We start from the raw sequence: 23,188 nt of genomic DNA on the forward strand, positions 1-23,188 counted from the left end.
CCTCACGCCCTGCCGGCCGCGGCACACGCCTCGGCCAGCAGGGCGTAGGCGTCCTCCGCGATCCGGGTGTCGCGATCCAGCACGTCACGCCACACGGCCAGGCCCGTCGCATGGTCCGGCGCGAGCGCCGAGACGGTGAACGCCTCCAGCCCGAATCGACCGCGGTAACCGGCGTCCAGCACGCCGGCGAGCAGATCGGTCAGCGGGATGTGCCCGCGACGCAGCTCCCCGCGATGGTTCTGCTCCAGCTCGAGATACCCCAGCCGGGGGAGGGTCTCGGTGACGGCCGCGACCATGTCGTCCTCCTCGATGTTCATGTGGAAGACGTCGAGGTGCACTCCCAGACGTGCCGAACCCGAGGCCTCCACGAAGGCCATGGCCTGACGCGCCGTGTTGAGCAAAGCCGTCTCGTACCGGTTGACCACCTCGACGAGCAGGGTGACGCCGGATTCCGCCGCTTCCTCGGCCAGCTCACCGAGGATCCGGGCCGTGCGGTCGACCACCGCGCGGGGGGCGGGGCCGCCGGCCCTGCCGAGCACGCCGTACAGCACGCCCGTCAGGCGGTCGGATCCCAGCTCGGCGGACAGCTCGATCGCGCGCCGGATCCGGGCGATCCCGCTCTCCCGGGCCACTGCGTCCACGCTCGAGATGTCCTGACCGGCGACCTGGTTGGTGTTCGTCATCGCCCGCAGCCCGGCCGACTCGACCAGGTCGCGGACGCCCGCGGGATCGAAGGTGTGGGGATCGCGCAGCACGACCACCACGCGCCGGTAGCCGATGGCCGCGATGCGCCGCACCAGGGCCGGTGCGCGGTCGGGTTGCCAACCGGTCATCCACACCCCCGGATTGACGGCCAGGTCGGGCACCCCGTCGGTCACGGCAGAACCCGCCGTGCGCGCAGCATCCCGAACAGATCGGCGAACATCTCCTCGGTGTCCACCACCTCGGTGAAGCCGGCCTTCCGCAACTTGACCGTGCTCATGAACAACGGAGCCGACCGGGCCCGGTGGACCGAACCGTCCGGGGTGTACGCGAGCATCTCGTCGGCGAACTCGTGCGAGTAACCGAGCACCTGATCCAGGGTGGTGGGCATCAGGTCGTGGCGGCGCACCACCCGGTCCCAGACGTCGGCGTGCTCGGGCAGCCAGGTAGCCAGACCCAGCCGTTCGTCGGGTCCGACCGGCACGCCGAGCATCTCGGCGAAGGCGGGCCAGATGTCCGGCCAGGCGAACACGTCTCCGTTGGTGATGTTGAAGGTCTGGTCACGGGCCGCGGGGGCCCGGGCCGCCCAGTGCATGGCGTTCGCCAACAGCCGGGCGTCGACGGCCTCGACGGGATACAGGTGCCCGCCGGGGTAGGAGAAGGGCTGCCCGAGCTCGGCCCGGATGGCCGCGTAGGCGCCGATCACCGGCACCATGTTCATCGCGACGCCGATCTGGTCGCCGAAGATGGCCTGCGGCCGCCAGATCGTGTAGCCGAGACCGCGCTCGGCGGCCGCCGCGGTGAGCGCGTCCTCCTGGAGCCAGTAGAAGTTGGGGTGTTCGACCCGCGGCTGGGACTCCTTGGCCGGCACCCGCATCCGACCGACGTGGAAGCCGTACGCCTTCGTGCCCTGGAGCAACGAGAGGTGCTCGACCGGTGAATCGCGCAGCCCGGCGAGGACGTTCCGGAACATCAGGTCGTTCGTGGCGCGCTGCGCCGGATCGGTCCAACCGCTGACCAGGGACGGCTGCTCGAAGAGGGCCGCATACACGACCTGGGTGATCGGGCCGACGGAGCCGACCGCCTCCGCCACTGCCGCGGCGTCCGTCAGGTCGACGGCCACATGGCGCAGTCGTTCGTGCGGCGCGTACCCGGGGGTGCGACGGGACACCGCGACGACCTCGAACTCCTCGTCGGCCAGGAACCGGCGGGCCGCCGCGCCGCCCACCGTTCCGGTCGCCCCCAGGACGAGCACCCGCTTCCGATCAGCCACCGCTGCCACCCGTCTCGTCCATCGACCGGCGGGCCAGGAACGCGTCGACCTCGTCCCCCGTCGGCATGGCCGTCGAGCACTCGAACCGGGTGGCGACGATGGCCCCCGCTGCGTTGGCGAAGCGCATCGTCCGCGCGAGCGGCCAACCCTCGAGCAGGCCGCGGCACAGCGCTCCTCCGAACGCATCACCGGCGCCGAGACCGTTGACCACCTCGACGGGGATGGGCGGCACCTCGATGCGTTCGTCGGCCGTCTTGGCCAGCACGCCCTTCGGACCCCGCTTGACGATGGCCAGCTCGATCCCCCGCTCCAGCAGGGCGTCCGCCGCGCGGTCGGGATCCCTCTCACCGACCGCGATCTCGCACTCGTCCGCGTTGCCGATCGCGATGGTCACCAGGTCGAGAGCAGGCCCGACGGCCGCGGCCGCGTCCTCTGCGCTGTCCCAGAAGGTCGGCCGGTGGTCGAGGTCCAGCACGGTGTGCGCCGCTCGACCCCGGGCCCGCCACGCCGCGAAGTGCGCGGCACGGCTGGGTTCCCGGGACAGCCCGGTCGCGGTGGCCCAGAAGACCCGGGACGCGGCGACCTCGGCGAGCGGGACGTCGTCGAGGTCGAGGTACATGTCCGGCGCGGTGGGGTTCCGGTAGATGTACAGCGGGAAGTCGTCCGGAGGGAACATCTCGCAGAACGTCAGGACGGACTGCATACCCGGCACCGGGCGGATGGTGCCGGTGCGCACCCCGAACCGGGCGAGTTCCTGGACGGCGTAGCGACCGAACGGGTCGTCACCGGTACGGGTCAACAACAGGGTGTCCAGGCCCTGGCGGGTGGCCGCGACGGCGACGTTCGTCGCGCTCCCCCCGATCGACTTGCTGAACGACGGCACATCCTCCAGGGCGAGACCGGAGCGGATCGGGTACAGGTCGATGCAGATGCGGCCGGCGACGACGACGTCGGGCCGCACCAGGCTCACGCCTGCTCCGCTGCGGCCAGCCCGCGGAGCCGGCGCGTGGACTCGCCCTCGAGGAACCCGCGCGGATCGGCGGAGGTGGTGGCGTCCGCCCAGATCGCCCGGCCGGCCAGGAAGCCCTGCGCCCCACCGGCGACACACGCCCGGACGGCGTCGGGGAACCGCGCCGCGGTCACCCCCGAGGACAGCACCACCCACGGGCAGTCGACACTGCCGGTGATGGCCCGGGCCACGGCGCTGATCTCCTCGGGGCTCTCGACGCCGTACGAGGGCACCTCCGCCTTGTAGAGATCCGGTGCCGTGGTGGCGAAATCGCGGGCTGCGGTGACGAGGGCGGCGTTGCGGTCGCCGTCGGTCCAGGAGGCGATGTCGTCGGGTCGGACGACCCCTTCCACCACACCCGGCAGCCCGGCACGACGACAGAGGTCCATGAACCGGGCCGACAGGTCGATCGCCCGGTCACGGCCGTCGGGCGCCCACGGGACGAGCATCTTGAGGGCCGCGGCACCGAACTCCCGGGCGAACTCCGGCGTGACGTCCTCGTCGAGCTCGGCGACGTTCACGGGTCCACCGGGCACCGATTGGGAGAGCAGATCGGCGGCCAGGATGACCGGCCGGGTGGATGCCGCCGCGGCCGGGCCGCCGTACTGCCGGTCGACGAGGACCGCGCTGGCGTGCCCGGCCAGGGTCTGCACGACGAGCTGCTTGAACGCCACCAGATCGGCGTCCCCGACGGGCGTGGACGCTCCCGCGGTCAGCATCTGACGGAGGGACTCCCGCTGGTCGATGGCCAGCATGGAGAACCGTCCGGTGTGGTCCCGGAGGCGGTCGAGGGTGGTGGTCGTCATGGGCCCCGTCGTTTCGTCGATCGTGGTACCGACTGTGGTACTTACAAGATGTCAACTTATCCTAATAGGCGGACAACTGATAGGTTCGCGGTATGCGAGCAGCGCGCTACCTGGGTGACCGCCGCGTCACCGTGCAGGACGTCCCCATCCCTTCCGTCGGCCCCACGGACGTCCTGCTGGCGCCGGAGTTCGTGGGCGTGTGCGGCACCGACGCCCACATCGTGGACGGGGAGTACCGCAGCGCCCCCCCGGTGACCCTCGGGCACGAGATCGGCGGCCGGGTCGTCGAGATCGGTTCGGCCGTCCGCACCGTGCGGGTGGGCGATCTGGTCAGCGTCGAACCGCACTACTACTGCGGGGTCTGCGTGCACTGCCAGTCCGGGCGGGTGAACATGTGCCCGGACCGGCGGGCCCCCGGTGTGCACCTGGACGGCGGGATGGCCGAGTTCCTCGCCGTCGACGAGACCATCGCCTACCCCGTACCGGGGACCCAGGACGCCCGCCGCGCGGCTCTCACCGAGCCCCTCGCCTGCGCCGTCCACGGGATGGACCGGCTGGCGCCCGCCTCCGGGTCCGCCCTGGTGGTCTTCGGGGTCGGCCCGGTGGGCGCGCTGCTGCTCATGCTCGCCCGACGCGCCGGCGTGGGTCCGGTCGTCGCCGTCGAGGGCCGTTCCGGTCGACGGGATCTCGCCCAGCGGGTGGGCGCCGACATCGTGCTGGATCCGACCGAGGACGGCCTGGTCGACCGGCTGCTGGAGGCCAGCGGGGGCATCGGTTTCCCGTCGGCGATCGACGCGGTCGGGTCGGCGGCGGTGCTGGAGACGGCCATCCCGGCACTGTCCCGCGGTGGCCGACTGCTCGTGTTCGGTGTCGCCCATCCCGATGCCCGGGCCAGCATCTCCCCCCACGACATCTACGCCCGCGAGCTCACCATCCTGGGTACGGCGCTCAACCCGTTCACCCATCGGCGGGCGGCCAACCTGGTCCATCAGCTGCCGCTCGACGAGCTGACGGTGGGCGACTTCCCGCTGGAACGGTTCGACGAGGCGCTGGCCGCCCAGCGTGCGGGTACGTACGACAAGGTCTTCATCACCCCGCAGGTGGCCCGATGACGGGGCCGACGGCACCACAGGTGTTCCGGGTGGACGGCCGGGTCGCCCTGGTCACCGGTGGCGCGGGCGGCATCGGCCTGGCTGCGGCCCGGTTGCTGGCCGGGGCGGGTGCCCAGGTCTGGATCGGCGACCTGGACCCGGAGATCGGCGCGGCGGCTGCGGCGGAGGTCGGCGGACGGTTCGTGCCGCTGGACGTGTCGTCCACCGGGTCGGTGGACGGGGCGGTCGACCGGATCGTCGCCGATGCGGGACGACTGGACATCGCGGTGAACTGCGCGGGCATCCGGCACCTCGGATCGGCCGCCGAGACCGTGACGGACGACGAGTGGTCCACCGTGATGGACGTCAACGCCACGGGCATGTTCCGTTCGTGCCGCGCCGAGGGACGGGCCATGCTCGCGGCCGGAACAGGAGCCATCGTCAACATCGCCTCCATGTCCGGGCACGTGGTCAACCGCCCGCAGCCGCAGGCCACCTACAACGCCTCCAAGGCGGCGGTGATCATGCTGACCAGGTCGCTCGCCGTGGAGTGGGCCACCCGCGGGGTCCGGGTGAACAGCATCTCGCCGGGCTACATCGAGACCGCCCTGACCGCCCGCAGCCGGGCCATCCCCGAGCGGCTCGACGTCTGGTTGCAGGGCACCCCGATGGGCCGCCTGGGCCGGCCCGAGGAGATCGCCGGCGCGGTGTTCTACCTGGCCTCGGACGCCGCCTCGTACGTCACCGGTGCCGACCTGTCCGTCGACGGCGGCTACACCGCGGTCTGACCCGGCGCACCCGTTCCGTCCCACGACGATGTCCACGGGGAGGAGAACGGCCGATGTCAGCGGATGACGACGGGATTCACCGGCGCACCACTGGCCCCGTGCACCTTGAGGGGGGCCGCGGTGTAGAGGAAGTCCCATCGGTTGTCGGCCGCGCACGCCGCGGCGAGGTCATCGAGCCAGACGATCTCGGTGAAGGCGACACCCAGGTTGCGCATGAGCGCGTTGTGCAGGGGGAGCTCGACCCCGGACTCGTGCCAGGTCGCCTCGTTGGCGACGAGATCGGTGACCAGGTTTGGGATCTCCATGCGCTGGAACCACTCCACGAGCTCGCGCGACCAGGTCAGCCCGGGCTCGTTCCAGTCCGCGTAGAAGTCCTCCGGCGTGGTCCGGTAGTAGCTGCCCAGCCATCCGGTACGGATGACGATGATGTCGCGGGGCTGGATCTCGACCCCCTGGGCGCGGGCGGCCTCCTGCAGGTCGACGTGCGAGAAGCTCTCGCCACGCTCCAGGGAGTCCTTGCCGTGGTGGCGGGCCATGTCGATCAGGACCCCGTGGCCGACCACGCCGCGTTCGGCGATGGGCAGGATGGAGGCCTTGCGCAGTTCGCCGTCGGTGGTCATCGCGTCGTAGCCGTTCCAGATCTGCCCGCCGTACCAGAGGTGCCCGAGCGCGTCGTACTGGGTGGACCCCTGCAGGAACATGTCGATCCGGTCGTCGGCCCAGTGGTGCCCGCTGGCCGGCTCCTCCGCGCCGCGCCGGAAGAAGCCCTCGTCGGACACCGACGTCCGCACCGCGGCGGACCGGCTGGGATGCACGGGATCCGGGAAGCCGGGACGGCCGATGGGGACCTGCAGGGTGAACGACTGGCCCGTCCTGATCGACGCCGCGCCGCGCAGGGCCTCCTGCGGAGTCAGGTAGTTCAGACTGCCGACCTCGTCGTCCGGGCCCCACTTGCCCCAGTTCTTGGGTGCGTCCTCCCCGAGCAGTTCTGCGATGGTGCGCGGCCGGTCGTTCGACATGGTGGGTGATCCTCTGCTGCGATGGGACGGGGAGGTAAGTGGACCGGTCGGGTCAACCGGCGCGGGTCAGCTTGCGCGCGACCGTGCTGAACGACACCGCCGCGATCAGGACCAGACCCTGGAACAGGAACTGGGCGAAGGCCGGCACGCCGATGATGGCCAGCCCGTTGAACCCGGTGGCCACCGTGATCACCCCCACCACCGTGCCGAGGATGTGGAACTGCCCCTCCCTCATGACCGCGGTGCCCAGGAACGCCGCCGCGAAGGCCTGCAGGGTGTACCCGTCGCCACCGGTCGCCTGCCCGCTGCCGACCACGGCGGCCAGCAGGACACCCGTGATCGCCGCACAGATCGAACAGATGACGAAGGCCGAGGTGGTGACCCCCCGCACCGGGACGCCGACCAGGCGGGAGGCCTCGGCGTTACCGCCGACCGCCTGCATGTTGCGCCCGAGCACGGTCCGGTTGAGCAGCACCCACAGCACCGCGACGACCACCACCATGTAGTAGACGTTCTTCGGGATGCCGAGCCAGGTGCCCACCGAGATCTGGGTGAACTCCGGCACGTACGCCCCGAACGGCTGGGCCGCCCCGCCGGAGATCAGATAGTTCGCACCCACCGCTACACTGCCCACCCCGAGGGTCGCCACCAGGGCGTTGACCCCCAGCCGGGTGACCAGCAGGGAGTTGACCAGGCCCACCACGAGGCCGATGGAGACGGCCAGGAGGATCGCGAGGGGGATCGGCACCCCGGCGATGAGCAGGGCGGCCACCGCGATGCCGGACAGGCTGGCGGTGTTGCCCACGCTCAGGTCGAACTGGTTGGCCGCCAGCACCAGCGTCAGACCACACGAGACGATCGCCGCCAGCGCGGACTGGTTGAAGATCTGGACGATGTTGCCCCAGGTCAGGAAGTACTTCGGCTCCATGATCGTGAACACGACCACCAGCAGGGCGAGCACGATGAGGGCACCGTACTTGCCCATGAACAGCGTCGCGGACTGCCCCGGGGAACGTCCCTTCCGGGAGTCGACGATGGGCACGGGCGCGATGTCGGTCATGCGGTCTCTTCCTTCGTCCGGGTGGTGTAGATCTGCGCGAGCATCTGCTCCTCGGTGACACCGGGGCCGGCGAGCTCGCCCACCGTCCGGCCCTCGACCATCACCACGACGCGGTGGCAGATGGACAGCTCCTCGAGCTCGGAGCTCACGACGACGACGGCGTTGCCGGCAGCGGCGAAATCCTCGATGGTCTGCCAGATCTGCTGGCGGGCGCCGATGTCGACGCCCCGGGTGGGCTCGTCGAGCAGCATCAGCCGGGCACCCCGGGCCAGCCAGCGGCCGAACACCACCTTCTGCTGGTTGCCACCGGACAGGGTGCCCACCGCGACCTGGGTGTCCCGCGCCTTGATCTGCAGGGCGCCGACCATGTCCTGGGCGGTGCGCTGGGCACGGCGGTCGCTCACGAACGGCAGGAGACGGCGGGTGACCGTGGACCCCCACGCGCCCATGGCGATGTTGGCGCGCACGGAATCGGTCATGATCAGGGCCTGCGAACGCCGTTCCTCCGGGACCAGGGCCACCCCCTGCCGGATGGCCTCGCGGACGTTCGCCGCCCGGTAGGGGCCGCCGTCCAGCATCATCGACCCGCTGATCGGCCGACTTTCCCCGAACACCAGACCGAGGGTCTCCGTCCGCCCGGCACCGACCACCCCGGCCAGACCGACGATCTCGCCCGCGCGGACGTCGAAGCTGACGTCCCGCACCCGCATGCCGTCCGACAGATGGGCGGCCCGGAACAGCACCGGGGCGTCCCGCTCCACCCGGGAGATCTCGGCCCGCGGTCCCAGTCCGGCATTGCTCCCGGTGATTCCCCGCACCAGATCGTCCCGGGTGTAGCCGCCGCGTTCCAGGCGCCCGGTGACCCGTCCGTCCTTGAAGACCGTGATCCGGTCGCTCAGCTCCTCGATCTCACCGAGGCGGTGACTGACGTAGGCGATCGTGACCCCGGTCGCGGCCAGGTCGCGCACGATGCGGAACAGCCGTCGACACTCGACGTCGGACAGCACGGCCGTCGGCTCGTCCATGGCGATGAAGCGCGCGTTGCGGACCAGCGCCCGACCGATGGCGACCAGTCCGCGTTCGGCCGGACTCAGCTGTCGCACCGGCCGCCGCAGGGAGAAGGTGATGCCGAGCAGATCGGCCACCTCCCGGGCCCGACGGGTCGCCACCCGACGATCGACGAACCCCGCCCGGCCGACGTCCTTGAGCCCGAGCGTCATGTTGTCGATCGTCGAGAAGTCCGGGATCAGGGCGAGTTCCTGGTGCATGAACGCGAACCCGAGCGCATCCGCGTCGCCGGGTCGGGTGATGGACCGCGCCTCCCCGTCCACCAGGATCTCGCCCGTCGACGGGGTGATGACCCCGCCGATGATGTTCAGCAGCGTCGACTTACCGGCGCCGTTGGCACCGACGAGTCCGTGGATCTCCCCCCGCCGGAAATCCACACTGACGTCCGTCAGGGCCGCGACCGCGCCGAACGAACGGCTGACGTTGCGTGCCTGGATGAACGGCGCCGGGCGGTCCACCGGCGGCGCACCATCGGACGGGTCGGGGGAAGCCATCGATCTGTCGTCCCTTCGGGCTCGTGGCGAGCAGGGTCGGCGAAATGGTGCAGGTCAGTTGCGCTCGACCTCGGGATGGTCGGCGAGGAACTTCTCGATGTTGTCCTTGGTCAGCACGATGTTGGCCGCCGTGGCACCGGCGGGCTTGCCGTCCTTGAGGTAGTCGGTGACCAGTTGCAGCGCCTGGGCGCCGACGCCGTCGAAATCGAGCCAGAGGTCGGCGGCCACGGCGCCGCTGCGGATGCCGTTCACGATGGAGACGCTGTAGTCCCAGGTGAAGACGGGCAGGGCGTCGGTCCGGCCCGCCTGCTGGATGCCGGCCAGCGCGCCGGCCGTCGAATCGGCGAAACAGGACCAGATCGCGAAGGTGCCGGAGCCGGCGGGGTGGGCCGACAGCCAGGCTGCGGTGGCGTTCTGCGAGTCGACGACCTGTCCCGGGATCGGGAACTCGTGGTTGTCGACCGTGATGTCCAGACCGGCGTCGGCGATGGCCTTGTCCCGGTATTCCGCCCGCAGCCGGCAGGGCGTCCCTGGCGTGTAGTCCAGGGTGAGGATGTTGGTGACCGCGTTGTCCTTCAGGTAGGTCACGAAGGCATCGTTGATCGGCTCCGGGGCGACCACGTCGACCGCACCGGCCATGCCGTCCAGCAGAGGGCTCGCCAGGAAGAACACCGGGATCTTCGCGGCCGAAGCCTGCGAGAGGCACTGCGCCATCTGATCCTGGGCGAAGGTGGTCACCACCAGTGCGGTGACCTGTCGGGTGACGTACTGACTGCAGATGGTGTTCGCCTGGCCGGGATCTCCCTTGGGGTCCTGGGTCAACACCTCCCAGCCGGCGTCGGTGAAGGCCTTGTTCGTGCTGTTGTCGAACGCCGCATCGGACGCGGAGGTCATGTCGAAGGCGATGAGGCCGAGGCTCTGGCCCCCGGCCGCAGCAGCGCTACCGCCACTGCTGGCGGCGCTGCCGCCACTGCCTGCGCTGTCACCGCCACACCCGGTGAGAGAGAGGACCAGACCGGCGGCAAGAGCCGCCCCGGCGACGGCCCGGCCGCGCCGGGCCGCCCTGGTGAGCACAGCACTATGCATGACTACTCCACTTCGATGTCGATAGTCGCCTGTCGATGGTCGGCGTCAGCGCCGGGCACACGTCCCCGTGCTGACAAGTTGTCAACGTATCCTATCAAGCAGGTAAGTGGTCATAACGATCTGGCGGAGTACGGGATGCCCTGTCAGGCAACCGATTTGCCGAATCTGTCACCGCTGTTCGCGTACGCACGCGCCCCGAAGCCGGGTTCGGAGGGTCGGCGCCGGGGGTGCGGTGCTGCCGGCTGCAACCCCCACCGAGCGCGCGGCCCACGGTGTCGGCGCTCCCGCCGGGTCCGGCCGGACGGGGTCCTCGCCCGACCCCGGGCAGGTTCGGTCCCGGGGCCGCTCCGCGGCAGGCCCCGGCCAGGAGACACCCCGGGCTCGTCGACGCACTGCCACCCATTCCTCACTCAGCTCAGCCCGAGCAGCTGGGCCAGGTTCCCGCCGGCGACCAGGAGCCGCGCCTCCTCCGAATCGACACAGCGGCGGATCTTCTCGTACTCCCAGGTGTAGTCGCAGAACGGGGAATCGCTCCCCCAGATCGTCCTGGTCGGCCCGAGTTCGCGGATCTGGACGGCGATCTCGTGGGCGGGGACACGCGCCGCCTCGAGGTAGAGGTTGTCGATCTCCCGCGCCGCGGCGATGGCCTGCGCGTGGGCGCGGAAGACTCCGCTGTGGGCCATCAGCACCGGGATCTCGGGATAGGCCCGGGCCAGCGCGGCGAATGCTGCTGGTGCATTGAGGATGTCGTCCGCGCCGTGCGCCAGGAGGATCAACCCGCGGTCCCGCACCGCTTCCAGAACCGGGGCGAGCAGCACCAGATCAGCGAGGTCGTAGCCGTGGATGGTGGGGTGCAGCTTGACGCCTCGGTAGCCGCGGTCGGCACGCTCGTGGATCTCCGCGACCGCACGGGCCCCGAACCAGGGATCGACCGCGAGGAAAGGGATGAACCGTCCGGGGACGACCGACATGGCCTCGTCCACGTCGTCGTTGCGGAACCCGCCCTCCACGTGCGGGAAGATGCAGGCGAGATCGACTCCGGCGCCATCCATCCGGGCCCGCAGTTCAGGACCGGTCTGGGACGAGCCGATTCGGGCACCGATGTGGCTGTGCGAGTCGATGATCACCGGCCGCTCCTTTGCGTGGTCCGGGCCGAGGCTACGGAGCCATGCAGTTCTTCCCTAGCCTCCCGCTGTCGAATTCTGATACTTATTTTCAGTGGAGGACTCGCGATCGGCCACCCGCGTCGAGCGGCTGCTGAACAAGGCCGCGACACGGGAAGTCGTCGTCCGACCACCGGATTCCTCGATCCGATGGCTCGAACACGACTATCCAGCCCCCATCGCCCGCTGGAACTACCATCCGGAATTCGAGATCCACCTGATCCGTCGGAGCACGGGTCGGTTCATCGTCGGAGACCACATCGGCACCTTCGGGCCGGGTCACGTGGCGCTGGTCGGGGCCGGGCTGCCACACGACTGGATCTCCGATCTCCGGCCGGGCGAAGTCATTCGTGACCGTGACGCAGCCATTCAGTTCACCGGGGCCTGGGTGGAGCGCGCGTCGGTCGAGATGCCCGAACTGCGGGAGTTGCGCCCGCTCCTTGACCAGGCCTCGCGAGGGATCCAGTTCATCGGACGCACGGCGGTGGAAGCGGCGCAGGTGATCGAAGCGATGGCGGCAGCCGACCGCCTCCTGCGCATCGCCCATCTCCTCCGACTTTTCGTCGTTCTCAGCAGGTCGCCGAAGGACGATCGGGTTGTCCTGGCTCGGGAGTGGTTCGTACCGCCCGACGCCGTTCTCCCTGCTTCGGTCGCGGTGCAGCGGGGTCTCGACCACATCTTCGAGAACCTCACGGGCACGGTACGAATGGCGGAAGCCGCACGTCTGGCGGGGATGTCGGCCCCCACGTTCTCCCGCTTCTTCCAACGCGCGAGCGGGCGGACCTTCAGCGAGATGGTCCGGATGCTGCGTGTCGCGCGAGCCCGGGTACTCCTGGAGGAGTCCGACGCTCCCGTCTCGGCAATCTGCTACGACGTGGGTTTCGGCAACCTCTCCAACTTCAACCGCCAGTTCCTGCGGGAGGTCGGAGTGACGCCCCGCGCCTACCGGGCACGCGTCGCAGCCGGGCGGTGACCGCCGGCGACCCGGGCGCGGGGAAGCGGGTGCGGGACACCCGGCGCCGCGGGAGTTCGGACCGGGCGCCGTTCCTGGCGACAGGTGACGCCCGAGCCGAGATCGACGGGTGGTGGCCCGGCCGACCGGACCCCACAGGGTGGATCAGCCTCCCCGCGCGCAGAGGGACACCCAGAACGGTCCGCAGATCAGGCCCGCGGGTGAGCCTGCCGGTAGACGGCGGCCAGCCGCTCGGAGGACACGTGGGTGTATATCTGCGTGGTCGCCAAGCTGGCGTGACCGAGCATCTCCTGGATGGCCCGCAGGTCCGCTCCCCCGTCGAGCAGGTGGGTCGCGGCGGTGTGCCGCAGACCGTGCGGACCGATCTCGGGTGCGCCGGGGACGGCGGCGGTGCGGCGGTGGACCATCGTGCGGACGGCGCGCGGATCGATGCGGCCGCCCCGGGAGCCCAGGAAGACCGCCGCTCCGGATCCGGCCCCGGCGAGCACCGGCCGCCCCTCGGTCAGCCATCGGGTCAGCGCCCGGTGGGCGGGGACGCCGAACGGGACCACCCGCTCCTTGTCCCCCTTGCCCCGGACACGGACCACCCGGCGGTGCTCGTCGACGGCGCCGACGTCCAGCCCGGTCAGCTCGGACACCCGGAGGGCGGAGGCATAGAGGAGTTCCAGGATGGCGGCGTCACGGAGGGCGAGTGCGGCGCGGACCGGGTCGGGCGGGGTCGGGGTCGGGGTGGGGGTCGAACCAGGTTCCGGGGAGTTGGTTCCGCCGGTCCGGCGGTCGTCGGGAATCCGATCAGGGGTCCGGCCGGCGGCGTCGTCGGCCGGTGCACCGGCGTGGGCGTCGAGCAACTCGCTGATGTGGTCCGTCCGGAGGACGGCGGGCAGGTTCCGCCGGGCCGAGGGGGAGGTCAGCCGGACGGACGGATCCTGGGCCGTCCGCCCGGTGCGCACGGCCCAGGCACAGAACGATCGGGCCGCGGCCGTGCGACGGGCCAGCGTGGCTCGGCCGGCTCCCGTGGTCCGCATCCTGGCCAGCCAACTGCGCAGCGCGGGGAGGCTGAGCGCCCCGAGATCGGTCGAGCCCGCTCCACCGTTCAACCGGGCGACGTGGTCGAGCAGGGAGGCGACATCGGCCCGGTACGCCGTCCTGGTGGCCACGGCGAGATTGCGTTCGAGCTCCAGATGCCGGTCGAAGCCCTCGGCTGCCTCGGCCAGCGCAGCCGGGAGGCTTTTCCGGAGATCTGGGGTGGAGGCGGCCATGAACCCGACGGTGCGGGTTGCACCGACCACGGTCAAGCGACCACGCCGCACGTCGCGACCGGTGGCAACCCGGACCGGGACTCCTCGGCCCGCGCACCCGGACCGCACTCCGGCCAGGACCGGACCGTGGAACGCAGCGCCGGCACGTCTCGGCACGTGAAGGCGCCGCCCGCCGACCCACCGTTCCTCGACCGTGGCCTCAAGCTTGCGGACCGCCGGGCCGAGCCGCGCCGGGCCGGGCCGGGCCGGGCCGCGCCGGGCCGCGCCGGGCCGCGCCGGGCCGCGCCGGGCCGCGCCGGGCCGCGCCGGGCCGGCCACACCATCCCCCGCATCCCCGAACCGGCGCCCGGCAGCCGACGCGGTCACCGGGGCCGCCGCCGCCAGGAGGAACCGTCGCGTTCCACGAGCCCCAGCGTCTCCAGGACCCCCAGCCCGCCGAGCACCGTCATGGCCGGCAGGGCCGACTCGACGGACAGCTCCGTCACGGAGGCGGCCCGACGGGTCGGCAGGGCCTCGTGGACGCGGGCGCAGTCGTCGTCCAACCCGTCTGTCGGGTGCCGCGCGTCCACCATCCCGGACGCCACCACCCGGGGTGACCCCCTGTCGACTCCCCCGCCGGGGTCACCGACGACACGCCCGGCGCCGCGCCACCCGAGTGCGGACAGCACGTCCTGCGGGGTGGTGACGAGCTGCGCGAACCGGTCCCCCAGCAGCAGGTGGCACCCGACGGACAGGGCGGAGGTGACCGGACCGGGGACGGCCATCACCAGTCGGCCCAGCGCATCGGCCGCCGACGCCGTGCTCAAGGTCCCGGACCGCCGGCCCGCCTCGACGACCAACGTTCCCCGCCCGAGCGCCGCGATCAGCCGGTTGCGGACGAGGAAGCGGTGCCGGGCCGGGGTGGTGCCGGGCGGGTACTCGCTGATCACCGTCCCCCGTGAGGCGATCGCGCTGAGCAGGGCGGCGTTGGCCTGCGGGTAGGCCCGGTCGATCCCGCAGGCCAGGACGGCGACCGTGGGACCGGCCGGCGGTAGGCCCGTCGCCGGTCCCGACGCGTGCAGAGCGGCCTGGTGGGCGGCGGCGTCGATCCCGAAGGCGGCACCGGAGATGATCGTGAGGCCGTCGTCGGCCAACGCGGCGGACCACTCGGCAGCCACCCGTCGGCCGTAGGGGGTGCAGGCGCGGGACCCGACGACGGTGATCCCGGTACCGGGCAGCCCGGCCAGGGACCGCCCGCGCACGTACAAGGCGAGCGGCGGGGCGGACCCGCTCACCCCTCGGGCCCCGGCCAGCTCGAAGGCGGCGAACGCCTCCGTGGGCCACTCCGGGTCTTCGGGCCCGATCAGCCGGGCCCCGTTCTCCCCGGCGGTGACCAGGTCGGCCTCCGCGTCCGCGTCCAGTTCCGCGGCGGACCGCCCCTGCACCCGGGCGGCGGTGGCCGCGAGCACCACCCGCGGAGCTCGCCGGGTGGCGATGGCCGCCCAGGCGGCTCGGGCGCCGACCTGACCGACGAAGGCACCCACCGCCGGTGCCGGCGGTTCACAGGCACGCAGCAGACCCGCCAGGGCGCGGCGACCAGGATCGACCGCGCCCCCGACCGTGGATCCGGCCTCACGCTGCGACACCGCGGTTCCGGCCGTGGGCGCGCCGACGGGAGCGATGGGAGGCCCGGCGGTGGGGGCGGGGGTGGTGTCGGACGGGGCCCTCATGCCGCCACCTCCCCGCAGCGCAACGCGAGAGCCAGGGCGACGTCTGCCGTCGTCGGGGTGTCACGACCGGCGAGATCGGCGCCGGTCAGCGCGAGTTTCAGCACCCGGTCGTAGCCACGGCCGGTCAACCGCCCGGATCGGAGGGCCTGGTCGAGCAGCCCGGCCGAGCGCCGGTCCGGTCGCCAGCGGCGGCGCACGGTGGGCCCGGGCACCTCGGCGTTGCACCTCCACGGGGTGCCGGCCCACCGGACGGCGGCCCGCTCCCGGGCCAGCATGACCCGGGCCCGGATGGCGGCCGATCCCTCACCGTCGCTCTGGGGCGCGGGCCCCTCGGGCCGACCAGGATCGTCGCCGACGCCGACGCCGGTCAATGCGGAGGGATCGAGGGCAGGCACCTCGACCCGGATGTCGACCCGGTCCAGCAACGGACCGGAGAGCTTGCCGAGATACCGCCTCCGGACCCCGGAGGGGCAGCGGCAGTCGACGTCCCGGGCCGCCGCGCACGGGCAGGGGTTGGCCGCGATGACCAGCTGGAACCGGGCCGGGAACCGCACCGCCCCCTGGGCCCGGGCGATGAGCACGCAGCCGGACTCGAGCGGCTGTCGCAGCGAGTCGAGCACCGAAGCGGGGAATTCCGGCGCCTCGTCCAGGAACAGCACACCGTGGTGGGCCTGACTCACACTCCCCGGCCGGACGGTGCCCGATCCCCCGCCCACCAGGGAGGCCAGGGTGGCCGAATGGTGGGGGTCGACGAACGGGGGCTGGGTGATCAGCGGAGTGGACTCGTGCAGCAGGCCGGCGACGGAGTGGACCGCCGTCACCTCGAGCGCCTGCTCGGGATCCAGCGGCGGGAGCAGACCGGGCAGCCGGGTCGCCAGCATCGTCTTGCCCGCCCCGGGCGGTCCGATCAGGGCGAGGTGGTGGCCACCGGCCGCGGCCAGTTCGAGAGCGGCGCGGGCCTCGGGCTGACCGAGGACGTCCGTCATGTCCGGGAGGAGCGGGGGTACCGGCAGCCGGCCCGGGACCATCCGCACGAGTCGGTCGTCCTCCCCCCGGAGCTGCGCGACCAGATCGCGCAGCGACCGGACGCCCACCGCCGCCACGGACCCCGCCAGCCCGGCCTCGGCGAGGTTGTCCACGGGAACGACCGCCCGGGTGTGGCCCACCGCCGCAGCGGCCAGCAGACAGGGCAGGACCCCACGCACCGGCCGCACCTGCCCGTCCAGGCCCAGCTCGCCGATCAGCACCGCCTCCGCGGCCCGCTCGACCGGGACCACACCGGCCGCCGCGAGGACCGCGATGGCCAGCGCCAGATCGAAGCCCGCGCCGCGCTTGGGCAGCGCCGCCGGCGAGAGCGCCAGCGTGATCCGCCGGTCCGGCCAGGAGCAGCCGGAGTTCAGCACGGCGGCTCGTACCCGGTCCCGGGCCTGGGTGACGGCGGCGTCACCGAGCCCGATCACCGTGGTGCCCGGGAGTCCCGCGGCCAGATCGGCCTCGACCGCGATCACCGAACCGGAGACGCCGCTCAGGGCCACCGCCCAGGTCCTCGCCAGGGCCATCAGAAGGCCTCGATCCGGTGGTCGAGCACGGGATCCCCGCCCAGCGGCCACAGGATGCCCACCACGTCGAAGCGGGTGGACACCCACGGCGTCCGGTGACCGGCGAGCCACAACTGGGCCAGGCGCCGCAGCCGACGGCGCTTGCCCGGGGTCACGGACTCCATCGGGGTGCCGTAGCCGACCCCACGCCGGGTCTTGACCTCGCAGAACACCGCGGTGCCGTGGCCGTCGGTGGCCACGATGTCCAGTTCCCCCTCCCGGCACCGCCAGTTGCGGTCGAGCACGATCAACCCGCTGCGTTCCAGCTCGGCCACCGCCAGCTCTTCCCCGGCCCGGCCCAACTCGTCCTTCGCCGCCATGTCCACCCGTCCGCTCCACGTCCCGATGTGCCGAGTGCGGCACGGCAGTCAGGGTGGAACGGTTGAACGGCGCACGGGCCGCGGGGGTGCAGGATGTGGATGGTTCTGCACATGGGGACAAACCCGGTGCGGACGGACCGACCACGTGCTGCGCTGTCGGTCCCCGGAACCACAGTCACGACCGGCAGTACCCCTGACCCCGACCGGGAACCGACCACCGGGATCAGCACCAGGAACGACCACCGAACACCGAACACGGGAGTCCAGCAATGGCGCGCCGCAGTATCGTTCTCTACACCTCGGACCTCTCCGGCAAGGAGATCGCCGAGAGCGACCAGATGGCCGAGATCCGGGTCCTGGACCACCCCTCGATCGACCACCCGGTCAAGCTCGACGCCTTCGTGCTCGAGGTCGCCTCCATGCAGGAGACGAAGCGCGACCTGGTCACCCTGGATCTCGTGCTCCCCGGCGAACGGCCGCAGCGGATGGTGCTGGACCAGGCGGACTTCGACCGGCTGATCACCCGCGGCGACGTCCAGGACGTGCTCGACGGAGCCGAGGAGCTGGAGGACGACGGGCCGGCACGGTTGCGCGCGCAGACCGCCGGTCGGGCCGCGGCGATCTCCAGCACGAAGCGAGATCCGTCGCAGATCCAGGCGATCCGCGACTGGGCCCGGCAGAACGGCTACCAGGTCAGCGACCGGGGACGCATCAAGGCCGAGATCGAACAGGCCTACCAGGACGCCCACCAGTAGAACCGCCCGGGCGCCCCGGACAGAGCTCCGGGAGCGCCCGGCGGATCAGGTGAACGGCCCGTTCTCCGGCAGGCGGAGATCGGGCTTCTCCAGCTCCTCGATGTTGACGTCCTTGAAGGTGACCACGCGGACGTTCTTCACGAAACGGGCAGGTCGGTACATGTCCCACACCCAGGCGTCGGACATCCGCACCTCGAAGTACATGTCCCCGTCGGGGCTGCGCACCTGCAGGTCCACCGCGTTGCACAGATAGAAGCGTCGCTCGGTCTCCACCACGTACGCGAACTGCCCCACGATGTCGCGGTACTCCCGGTAGAGCTGCAGCTCCATCTCGGTCTCGTACTGCTCGAGATCCTCTGCGCTCACGTCGACCTTCCGTACTCTCGCCACCCGGCGCCGCACCGGGCCGGTCCTCTGCTCGTCACGCCGCCGTCCTCACGGGGCGGGCGGGCGTGCGTGGCCCATCATCCCTCACGCTCCGCGTCACCGGTCGGCAACCGCCAGCTGCGGCGGTGCACCGGGCTGGGGCCGTGGTTGCGCAGGGCGTCGACGTGTTCGGCGGTCCCGTAGCCCTTGTTGATCGCGAAGCCGTACTGCGGGTGCCGGTCGTGCAGATCCACCAGCAGACCGTCGCGTTCGGTCTTGGCCAGCACACTGGCCCCGGCCACGGCCGCGCAGGTCAGATCGGCCTTGATGCGGACGCGGACCGGGAGGTCGTCCTGGGCCACCGCGGGGAAACCCGGCGGCGGGGACAGCGGCTGCGGTGTCGGGCCCGTCCACGTGTCGGCGGGGAACAGCTCGGGATCCGCCGGCTCGTCGGTGACCGGCGGCGGAGCAGGCCAGGTCAGATAGTCGTGGGAACCGTCCAACAGCACCAGGTCCACCGGACCGGCGAGCTGGGCCAGGGCCCGGCGACCGGCGGCCCGCAGCGCCGCGATGATGCCCCAGGCGTCGATCTCGTCCGGTGAGGCATGCCCGACGGCGTACTCCCCCACCCATCGGCGCACCGGCGTCACCAGACGCTGCCGCACCGCGGGACTGAGCAGCTTGGAGTCCTTCAGACCGGCCGGAACGCGGCCGATGGTCCCGGTGACCACCACGACGCCGACGGTGACCGGGCCGGCCAGGGCACCCCGTCCGACCTCGTCCATCGCCGCCAACCGGACGGCACCGGAACGCAGCAGCTCCTTCTCGAACCGCAGATCGGGCCGGCCGCCCCGGGGTGGGGTCACCGGCTTGCGTGGCCGTCGCACGGCCGTGGCCGCCGTCATCGAGCCGTCCGCCGCTCCGCCCGTCGGGTGCGACGCCGCCGGCGACGACCCGGCGTCATGGCCACCCCGCCCCGCAGCACCATCGTCCCGAGCAGGCCCAGAGCGGGCGCGGCCGCGGTGGACACCCCCGCCCCGGAGGACAGGGCAAGGGCCTGTGCGGAGGGATCGATGTCCGGGTTGCCGATCGTCCCCCACCGGGAGGGCGGCATGACGATGAAGATGGCCTTGCCGATCACGTTGTCGACCGGGACGGGGCCCTGGCACTGCGCCCCGTTGCCCGGGGGCTGACCCTGGCACTGGTAGGAGGAGTCGGCGGAGTCGGACCGATGGTCACCCATCATCCAGATCTGCCCCTCCGGGATGGTGACGGGGCCGAAGCAGCGGCTGGACAGCGGGACGCTCTGACAGTCCTGCACACCGGGGACGAACGGGATCGGCTCGTAGATGTACGGCTCGTCCAGGCTCCGCCCGTCGACCATCACGTTCCCGGTGGCATCACAGCACTCCACCGTCTGACCGCCGGTGGCGATCACCCGCTTCACGAAATCCTTCTCGTCGGGCGGGGCGATGCCGACGACCGACCCGACCGAGGCGGCCAGCGAGGAGAACCAGTTGGACGGGCTGTTGATGCGGACCTCGGGCACCCAGTTCTCCGGGCCCTTGAACACCGCGACATCGCCCGGTTGCGGGTCTCGGAAGTCGTAGACCACCTTGTTGGCCAGGATGCGGTCCCCGCCGGACGCGGCACCGTGCAGCGTGGTCTCCATCGACCCGGAGGGCACGTAGTAGACCTTCACCAGGAACGTCTGGATGAGGAAGGTCAGCACGAACGCGATGACGATGAGGATCGGGAACTCGATCCAGAACGGGCGCTTCTTCTTCGGCGCCCGAGCGGTGCCGCCGGAACCGGCGGCCGGGGCCGACCCCGTCGGGTCCCCGTCCGGTTCCTGTGGGTCGACGGGACCGGGTGCGGCAGAACGATCGTCACTCATCGCGGTTCAGATTACGGGTCGGCGCGGTGTCCTCGTGGTGTGCCACGAGGGACCGGGGACAGCAAAGACCGCCGCGTCCGACCCGACGAGCGGGACGGCCACGGCGGCCGGTGATGCTGAGGTTCAGCGCACGATCACTTGACGATCGGGGTGCGCTTCTCCTTGATCTTGGCGGCCTTCCCGCGCAGCTCGCGCAGGTAGTAGAGCTTGGCGCGACGCACGTCACCGCGGGTCACGAGCTCGACCTTGTCGATGTTCGGGGAGTGCACCGGGAAGGTGCGCTCGACGCCGACACCGAAGCTGATCTTCCGGACGGTGAAGGTCTCGCGGATGCCGCCGTTCTGGCGACGGATGACGTGCCCGGCGAAGACCTGCACACGGGAGCGCGTGCCCTCGATGACCTTCACGTGCACCCGAACGGTGTCACCGGGACGGAAGTCCGGCATGTCGGTCCGCAACGAGGCGGAGTCCAGTTCGTCCAGGGTCTGCATGTCAACAATCCTTCGAGTCGATCAGTCGTGGCGGGTGGCGATCGGGTCAACACCCGAACGGCAACCCCTCTATTCTGCCAGACGGCGCGGCAGCAAGGGAAATCATCCCCGCCGGGCCCGGCGGGCCGCCGCCTTCTCGGCCTTCGTCCGGCGGGCCTGAGCGGATTCCTCCGCGCGCCGCAGGGCGGGTTCGGGCACCGGGACCTGTTCGGCGACCAGGACCGCGACGTCGGCCTCGTCCAGGGTGTCGGCGTCCAGCACGGCGAGCAGGTCCGGCCGCCGACGGGCAGTGCGCCGCAGGGACTCGTCACGCTGCCACCGGGCCACGGCCGCGTGGTCCCCCGAGGTCAGCACGGCCGGGATGGGACGGCCACGGTAGACCGGGGGCCGGGTGTACTGCGGGTGTTCCAGCAGGCCCGGCGATCCGGCGCCGAACGAGTCGGTCACCGCGGACTCGGGATTGCCGAGCACCCCGGGGAGCAGGCGGGCGACGGCCTCGACCATCACCAGGACGGCCACCTCGCCGCCGGCGAGCACGTAGTCGCCGATGGAGATCTCGCGCACGGCCATGGTCTCGGCGGCCACGTCGGCCACCCGCTGGTCGATGCCCTCGTAGCGGCCGCAGGCGAACACCAGGTGCTGCGCTCCGGCCAGCTCGGCCGCGAGAGTCTGGTCGAGACGTTCACCGGCGGGGGTGGGGACGACCAGCACGGTGTCCGGTCCGGCCACGGCGTCCAACGCCCGTCCCCAGACGTCGGCCCGCATCACCATTCCGGCGCCACCGCCGTACGGGCTGTCGTCCACGGTGCGATGCCGATCGGTGGCGAACTGCCGCAGGTCGTGCACGGCGAGGGCGAACCGCCCGTCCTGCTGGGCCCGGCCGACCAGGGAGGCGCGCAACGGATCCAGGTACTCCGGGAAGAGCGTGATGACGTCGATGCGCACGTCGCCTCCCTTCCTGCGCGTTCCGGCCCGCCCGCCGGCCGGGTCAGCGGCCGACGGGCGCGGTCAGGACGCGAACATGCCGTCCGGCGGGTCGATGACCAGGAAGCCGCCCGGCAGATCGACGGTGGGCACGATGGCCGAGACGAACGGGACCAGTTCGTCCTCGACGTCACCGCCCCGGCGGACCTGCAGCACCGGCGCGGCCGGGGGGTGCAGGACGTCGACGACCTCGCCGAGGACAGTGCCGTCGCCCAGCCGGGCCGACAACCCGATCAACTGGTGGTCGTAGAACTCGTCGTCGTCCATGGGCGGCGGAAGTTCGTCGCTGTCGACGAGCAGGGTGGTGCCCCGCAGCGTCTCGGCGGCGTTCCGGTCCTCGATGCCCTCGAACCCGACGACGAGCACCGGCCCGGACTTCCGGAAGCCGGCGACGGTGAGCGGGCCGCGACCCGCCGGATCGGTCAACAGCTCCGATCCGGCGGCGAAGCGGTCAGCGGGGTCGTCCGTGCTGATCTGCACGGTGACCTCGCCCTTCACCCCGTGGGGGCGGCCGACGAGTCCGACCTGGACGAACATCGCGACGACCTGTTCAGCGATCCGTGTCGACGACGTCGACCCGGATGCCACGGCCGCCGACGGCGGACATCACCGTGCGCAGCGCGGTGGCCGTGCGGCCCCCGCGCCCGATGACCTTGCCGAGATCGTCGGGGTGGACGCGCACCTGCAGGGTGCGGCCACGACGACCGGTGGTCATCTCGACGCTGACGTCCTCGTCGTGCTCGACGATGCCCCGGACCAGGTGGTCCAGGGCGTCCTCCAGCACACTCACTCGGCGGTCGGCGCCGATTCGGCGCTCTCCGCGGGCGCCTCGGCCGGGGTCTCGGCCTTGGGCGCACGCTTGCGCTGGGTGGTGGCGGAATTGTTGTCGTCCTCGCCGATGGAGGCCATGGCCGCCTCGTAGAGGGCCTTCTTGTCGACCTTCTCCGGCTGCGGGCGCAGGGTGCCCTCGGTGCCCGGCAGGCCCTTGTGCTTCTGCCAGTCGCCGGTCACCTTGAGCAGGGCCTCGACGGACTCGGTCGGCTGGGCGCCGACGGACAGCCAGTACAGGGCACGCGCGGAGTCGATCTCGATGACGCTGGGGTCGGCCTTCGGGTGGTACTTCCCGATCGCCTCGATGGCCCGGCCGCTGCGGCGGGTGCGGGAATCGGCGACGACGATGCGGTAGTACGGCTCGCGGATCTTGCCGAAGCGAGCGAGCTTGATCTTGACAGCCACGGTGGTGACTACTCCTTGACGGTGTGCTGCGGTGGGCGGGC

Annotated in this window: 25 protein-coding genes; 4 read left to right on the forward strand and 21 right to left on the reverse strand. The window is 71.7% G+C overall.

Annotation, left to right across the window (positions count from 1 at the left end; genetic code table 11):
* Nucleotides 1-2: 2 nt before the first annotated feature.
* From J2S58_RS03635 to J2S58_RS03650, 4 genes are read right to left on the reverse strand one after another with little or no spacing between them, the layout of a single operon-like run.
* Nucleotides 3-878, reverse strand: a complete 876-nt coding sequence (locus tag J2S58_RS03635; RefSeq protein ID WP_205256245.1) for a sugar phosphate isomerase/epimerase family protein — start codon at nt 876-878, stop codon at nt 3-5.
* The gene (locus J2S58_RS03640) at nt 875-1,975 is read right to left on the reverse strand and encodes an NAD-dependent epimerase/dehydratase family protein (protein WP_205256244.1); all 1,101 of its coding nucleotides are present in this window, start codon (nt 1,973-1,975) and stop codon (nt 875-877) included. Before J2S58_RS03640 ends, J2S58_RS03635 begins: the two co-directional genes overlap by 4 nt.
* Nucleotides 1,968-2,936, reverse strand: a complete 969-nt coding sequence (gene iolC, locus J2S58_RS03645) for a 5-dehydro-2-deoxygluconokinase (protein WP_370881850.1) — start codon at nt 2,934-2,936, stop codon at nt 1,968-1,970. The genes J2S58_RS03640 and iolC overlap by 8 nt, the downstream gene beginning before the upstream one ends.
* Nucleotides 2,937-2,941: 5 nt before the next feature.
* Nucleotides 2,942-3,790 (reverse strand): hypothetical protein, encoded by an 849-nt coding sequence (locus J2S58_RS03650; RefSeq protein WP_205256243.1) that lies wholly within the window; start codon nt 3,788-3,790, stop codon nt 2,942-2,944.
* 92 nt (nt 3,791-3,882) lie between these two features.
* Here J2S58_RS03650 and J2S58_RS03655 point away from each other — a divergent pair, with 92 nt between their 5' ends.
* On the forward strand, nt 3,883-4,902 hold the full coding sequence (locus J2S58_RS03655; RefSeq protein WP_205256242.1) for an alcohol dehydrogenase catalytic domain-containing protein: 1,020 nt from the start codon (nt 3,883-3,885) through the stop codon (nt 4,900-4,902).
* Nucleotides 4,899-5,669 (forward strand): SDR family oxidoreductase, encoded by a 771-nt coding sequence (locus tag J2S58_RS03660; protein ID WP_205256241.1) that lies wholly within the window; start codon nt 4,899-4,901, stop codon nt 5,667-5,669. Before J2S58_RS03655 ends, J2S58_RS03660 begins: the two co-directional genes overlap by 4 nt.
* A gap of 56 nt (nt 5,670-5,725) precedes the next feature.
* On the opposite strand, the gene J2S58_RS03665 is transcribed toward J2S58_RS03660, so the two are convergent.
* The 5 genes from J2S58_RS03665 to J2S58_RS03685 form a co-directional block, all read right to left on the reverse strand.
* A complete protein-coding gene (locus J2S58_RS03665; RefSeq protein WP_205256240.1) occupies nt 5,726-6,688 on the reverse strand; it encodes a cyclase family protein in 963 nt (320 codons plus the stop codon).
* A 52-nt stretch (nt 6,689-6,740) separates the two neighbouring features.
* Nucleotides 6,741-7,748, reverse strand: a complete 1,008-nt coding sequence (locus J2S58_RS03670) for an ABC transporter permease (RefSeq protein WP_205256239.1) — start codon at nt 7,746-7,748, stop codon at nt 6,741-6,743.
* A complete protein-coding gene (locus J2S58_RS03675; protein WP_205256238.1) occupies nt 7,745-9,310 on the reverse strand; it encodes a sugar ABC transporter ATP-binding protein in 1,566 nt (521 codons plus the stop codon). The genes J2S58_RS03670 and J2S58_RS03675 overlap by 4 nt, the downstream gene beginning before the upstream one ends.
* A 54-nt stretch (nt 9,311-9,364) precedes the next feature.
* Nucleotides 9,365-10,396 carry a sugar ABC transporter substrate-binding protein gene (locus J2S58_RS03680; RefSeq protein ID WP_205256237.1) on the reverse strand — a complete coding sequence of 344 codons (1,032 nt, stop codon included), beginning with the start codon at nt 10,394-10,396 and terminating at the stop codon, nt 9,365-9,367.
* A 410-nt stretch (nt 10,397-10,806) separates the two neighbouring features.
* Nucleotides 10,807-11,523, reverse strand: coding sequence for an amidohydrolase family protein (locus J2S58_RS03685; RefSeq protein ID WP_205256236.1), 717 nt, complete (start codon nt 11,521-11,523; stop codon nt 10,807-10,809).
* A 91-nt stretch (nt 11,524-11,614) separates the two neighbouring features.
* Between J2S58_RS03685 and J2S58_RS03690 the strand changes: the two genes are divergently transcribed.
* The gene (locus J2S58_RS03690; protein WP_205256235.1) at nt 11,615-12,532 is read left to right on the forward strand and encodes a helix-turn-helix domain-containing protein; all 918 of its coding nucleotides are present in this window, start codon (nt 11,615-11,617) and stop codon (nt 12,530-12,532) included.
* A gap of 188 nt (nt 12,533-12,720) precedes the next feature.
* Here J2S58_RS03690 and J2S58_RS03695 read toward each other — a convergent pair whose 3' ends face one another.
* The 4 genes from J2S58_RS03695 to J2S58_RS03710 form a co-directional block, all read right to left on the reverse strand.
* The gene (locus J2S58_RS03695) at nt 12,721-13,791 is read right to left on the reverse strand and encodes a tyrosine-type recombinase/integrase (protein WP_205256234.1); all 1,071 of its coding nucleotides are present in this window, start codon (nt 13,789-13,791) and stop codon (nt 12,721-12,723) included.
* 362 nt (nt 13,792-14,153) lie between these two features.
* Nucleotides 14,154-15,500, reverse strand: coding sequence for a DNA-processing protein DprA (gene dprA, locus J2S58_RS03700; protein ID WP_205256233.1), 1,347 nt, complete (start codon nt 15,498-15,500; stop codon nt 14,154-14,156).
* Nucleotides 15,497-17,059 (reverse strand): YifB family Mg chelatase-like AAA ATPase, encoded by a 1,563-nt coding sequence (locus tag J2S58_RS03705; RefSeq protein ID WP_205256232.1) that lies wholly within the window; start codon nt 17,057-17,059, stop codon nt 15,497-15,499. The genes dprA and J2S58_RS03705 overlap by 4 nt, the downstream gene beginning before the upstream one ends.
* A complete protein-coding gene (locus J2S58_RS03710) occupies nt 17,059-17,418 on the reverse strand; it encodes a YraN family protein (protein WP_205256433.1) in 360 nt (119 codons plus the stop codon). The genes J2S58_RS03705 and J2S58_RS03710 overlap by 1 nt, the downstream gene beginning before the upstream one ends.
* A 269-nt stretch (nt 17,419-17,687) precedes the next feature.
* Between J2S58_RS03710 and J2S58_RS03715 the strand changes: the two genes are divergently transcribed.
* Nucleotides 17,688-18,173 (forward strand): Lsr2 family DNA-binding protein, encoded by a 486-nt coding sequence (locus J2S58_RS03715; protein WP_240188674.1) that lies wholly within the window; start codon nt 17,688-17,690, stop codon nt 18,171-18,173.
* 45 nt (nt 18,174-18,218) lie between these two features.
* Here J2S58_RS03715 and J2S58_RS03720 read toward each other — a convergent pair whose 3' ends face one another.
* The 8 genes from J2S58_RS03720 to rpsP all read right to left on the reverse strand — a co-directional run bounded on the left by J2S58_RS03720 (nt 18,219) and on the right by rpsP (nt 23,147).
* On the reverse strand, nt 18,219-18,539 hold the full coding sequence (locus J2S58_RS03720) for a DUF2469 domain-containing protein (protein ID WP_205256231.1): 321 nt from the start codon (nt 18,537-18,539) through the stop codon (nt 18,219-18,221).
* 98 nt (nt 18,540-18,637) lie between these two features.
* The gene (locus J2S58_RS03725) at nt 18,638-19,444 is read right to left on the reverse strand and encodes a ribonuclease HII (RefSeq protein WP_205256230.1); all 807 of its coding nucleotides are present in this window, start codon (nt 19,442-19,444) and stop codon (nt 18,638-18,640) included.
* Nucleotides 19,441-20,436 carry a signal peptidase I gene (gene lepB / locus J2S58_RS03730; protein WP_205256229.1) on the reverse strand — a complete coding sequence of 332 codons (996 nt, stop codon included), beginning with the start codon at nt 20,434-20,436 and terminating at the stop codon, nt 19,441-19,443. The genes J2S58_RS03725 and lepB overlap by 4 nt, the downstream gene beginning before the upstream one ends.
* Before the next feature lie 134 nt (nt 20,437-20,570).
* Entirely contained in the window at nt 20,571-20,927 is a 357-nt protein-coding gene (gene rplS, locus J2S58_RS03735) for a 50S ribosomal protein L19 (protein WP_205256228.1), read from the reverse strand.
* A gap of 102 nt (nt 20,928-21,029) precedes the next feature.
* Complete coding sequence (gene trmD / locus J2S58_RS03740) at nt 21,030-21,872, reverse strand: tRNA (guanosine(37)-N1)-methyltransferase TrmD (RefSeq protein ID WP_205256227.1); 843 nt, start codon at nt 21,870-21,872, stop codon at nt 21,030-21,032.
* Between the two features lie 63 nt (nt 21,873-21,935).
* Nucleotides 21,936-22,448: a ribosome maturation factor RimM gene (rimM, locus tag J2S58_RS03745; protein ID WP_205256226.1), complete on the reverse strand. Its 513-nt coding sequence runs from the start codon at nt 22,446-22,448 to the stop codon at nt 21,936-21,938.
* A gap of 13 nt (nt 22,449-22,461) precedes the next feature.
* On the reverse strand, nt 22,462-22,701 hold the full coding sequence (locus J2S58_RS03750; RefSeq protein ID WP_344470157.1) for an RNA-binding protein: 240 nt from the start codon (nt 22,699-22,701) through the stop codon (nt 22,462-22,464).
* Nucleotides 22,698-23,147 carry a 30S ribosomal protein S16 gene (gene rpsP / locus J2S58_RS03755; protein WP_205256225.1) on the reverse strand — a complete coding sequence of 150 codons (450 nt, stop codon included), beginning with the start codon at nt 23,145-23,147 and terminating at the stop codon, nt 22,698-22,700. Before rpsP ends, J2S58_RS03750 begins: the two co-directional genes overlap by 4 nt.
* Nucleotides 23,148-23,188: the final 41 nt, after the last annotated feature.

This window comes from Nakamurella flavida (genome assembly GCF_030811475.1).
Taxonomy (GTDB): Bacteria; Actinomycetota; Actinomycetes; order Mycobacteriales; family Nakamurellaceae; genus Nakamurella; species Nakamurella flavida.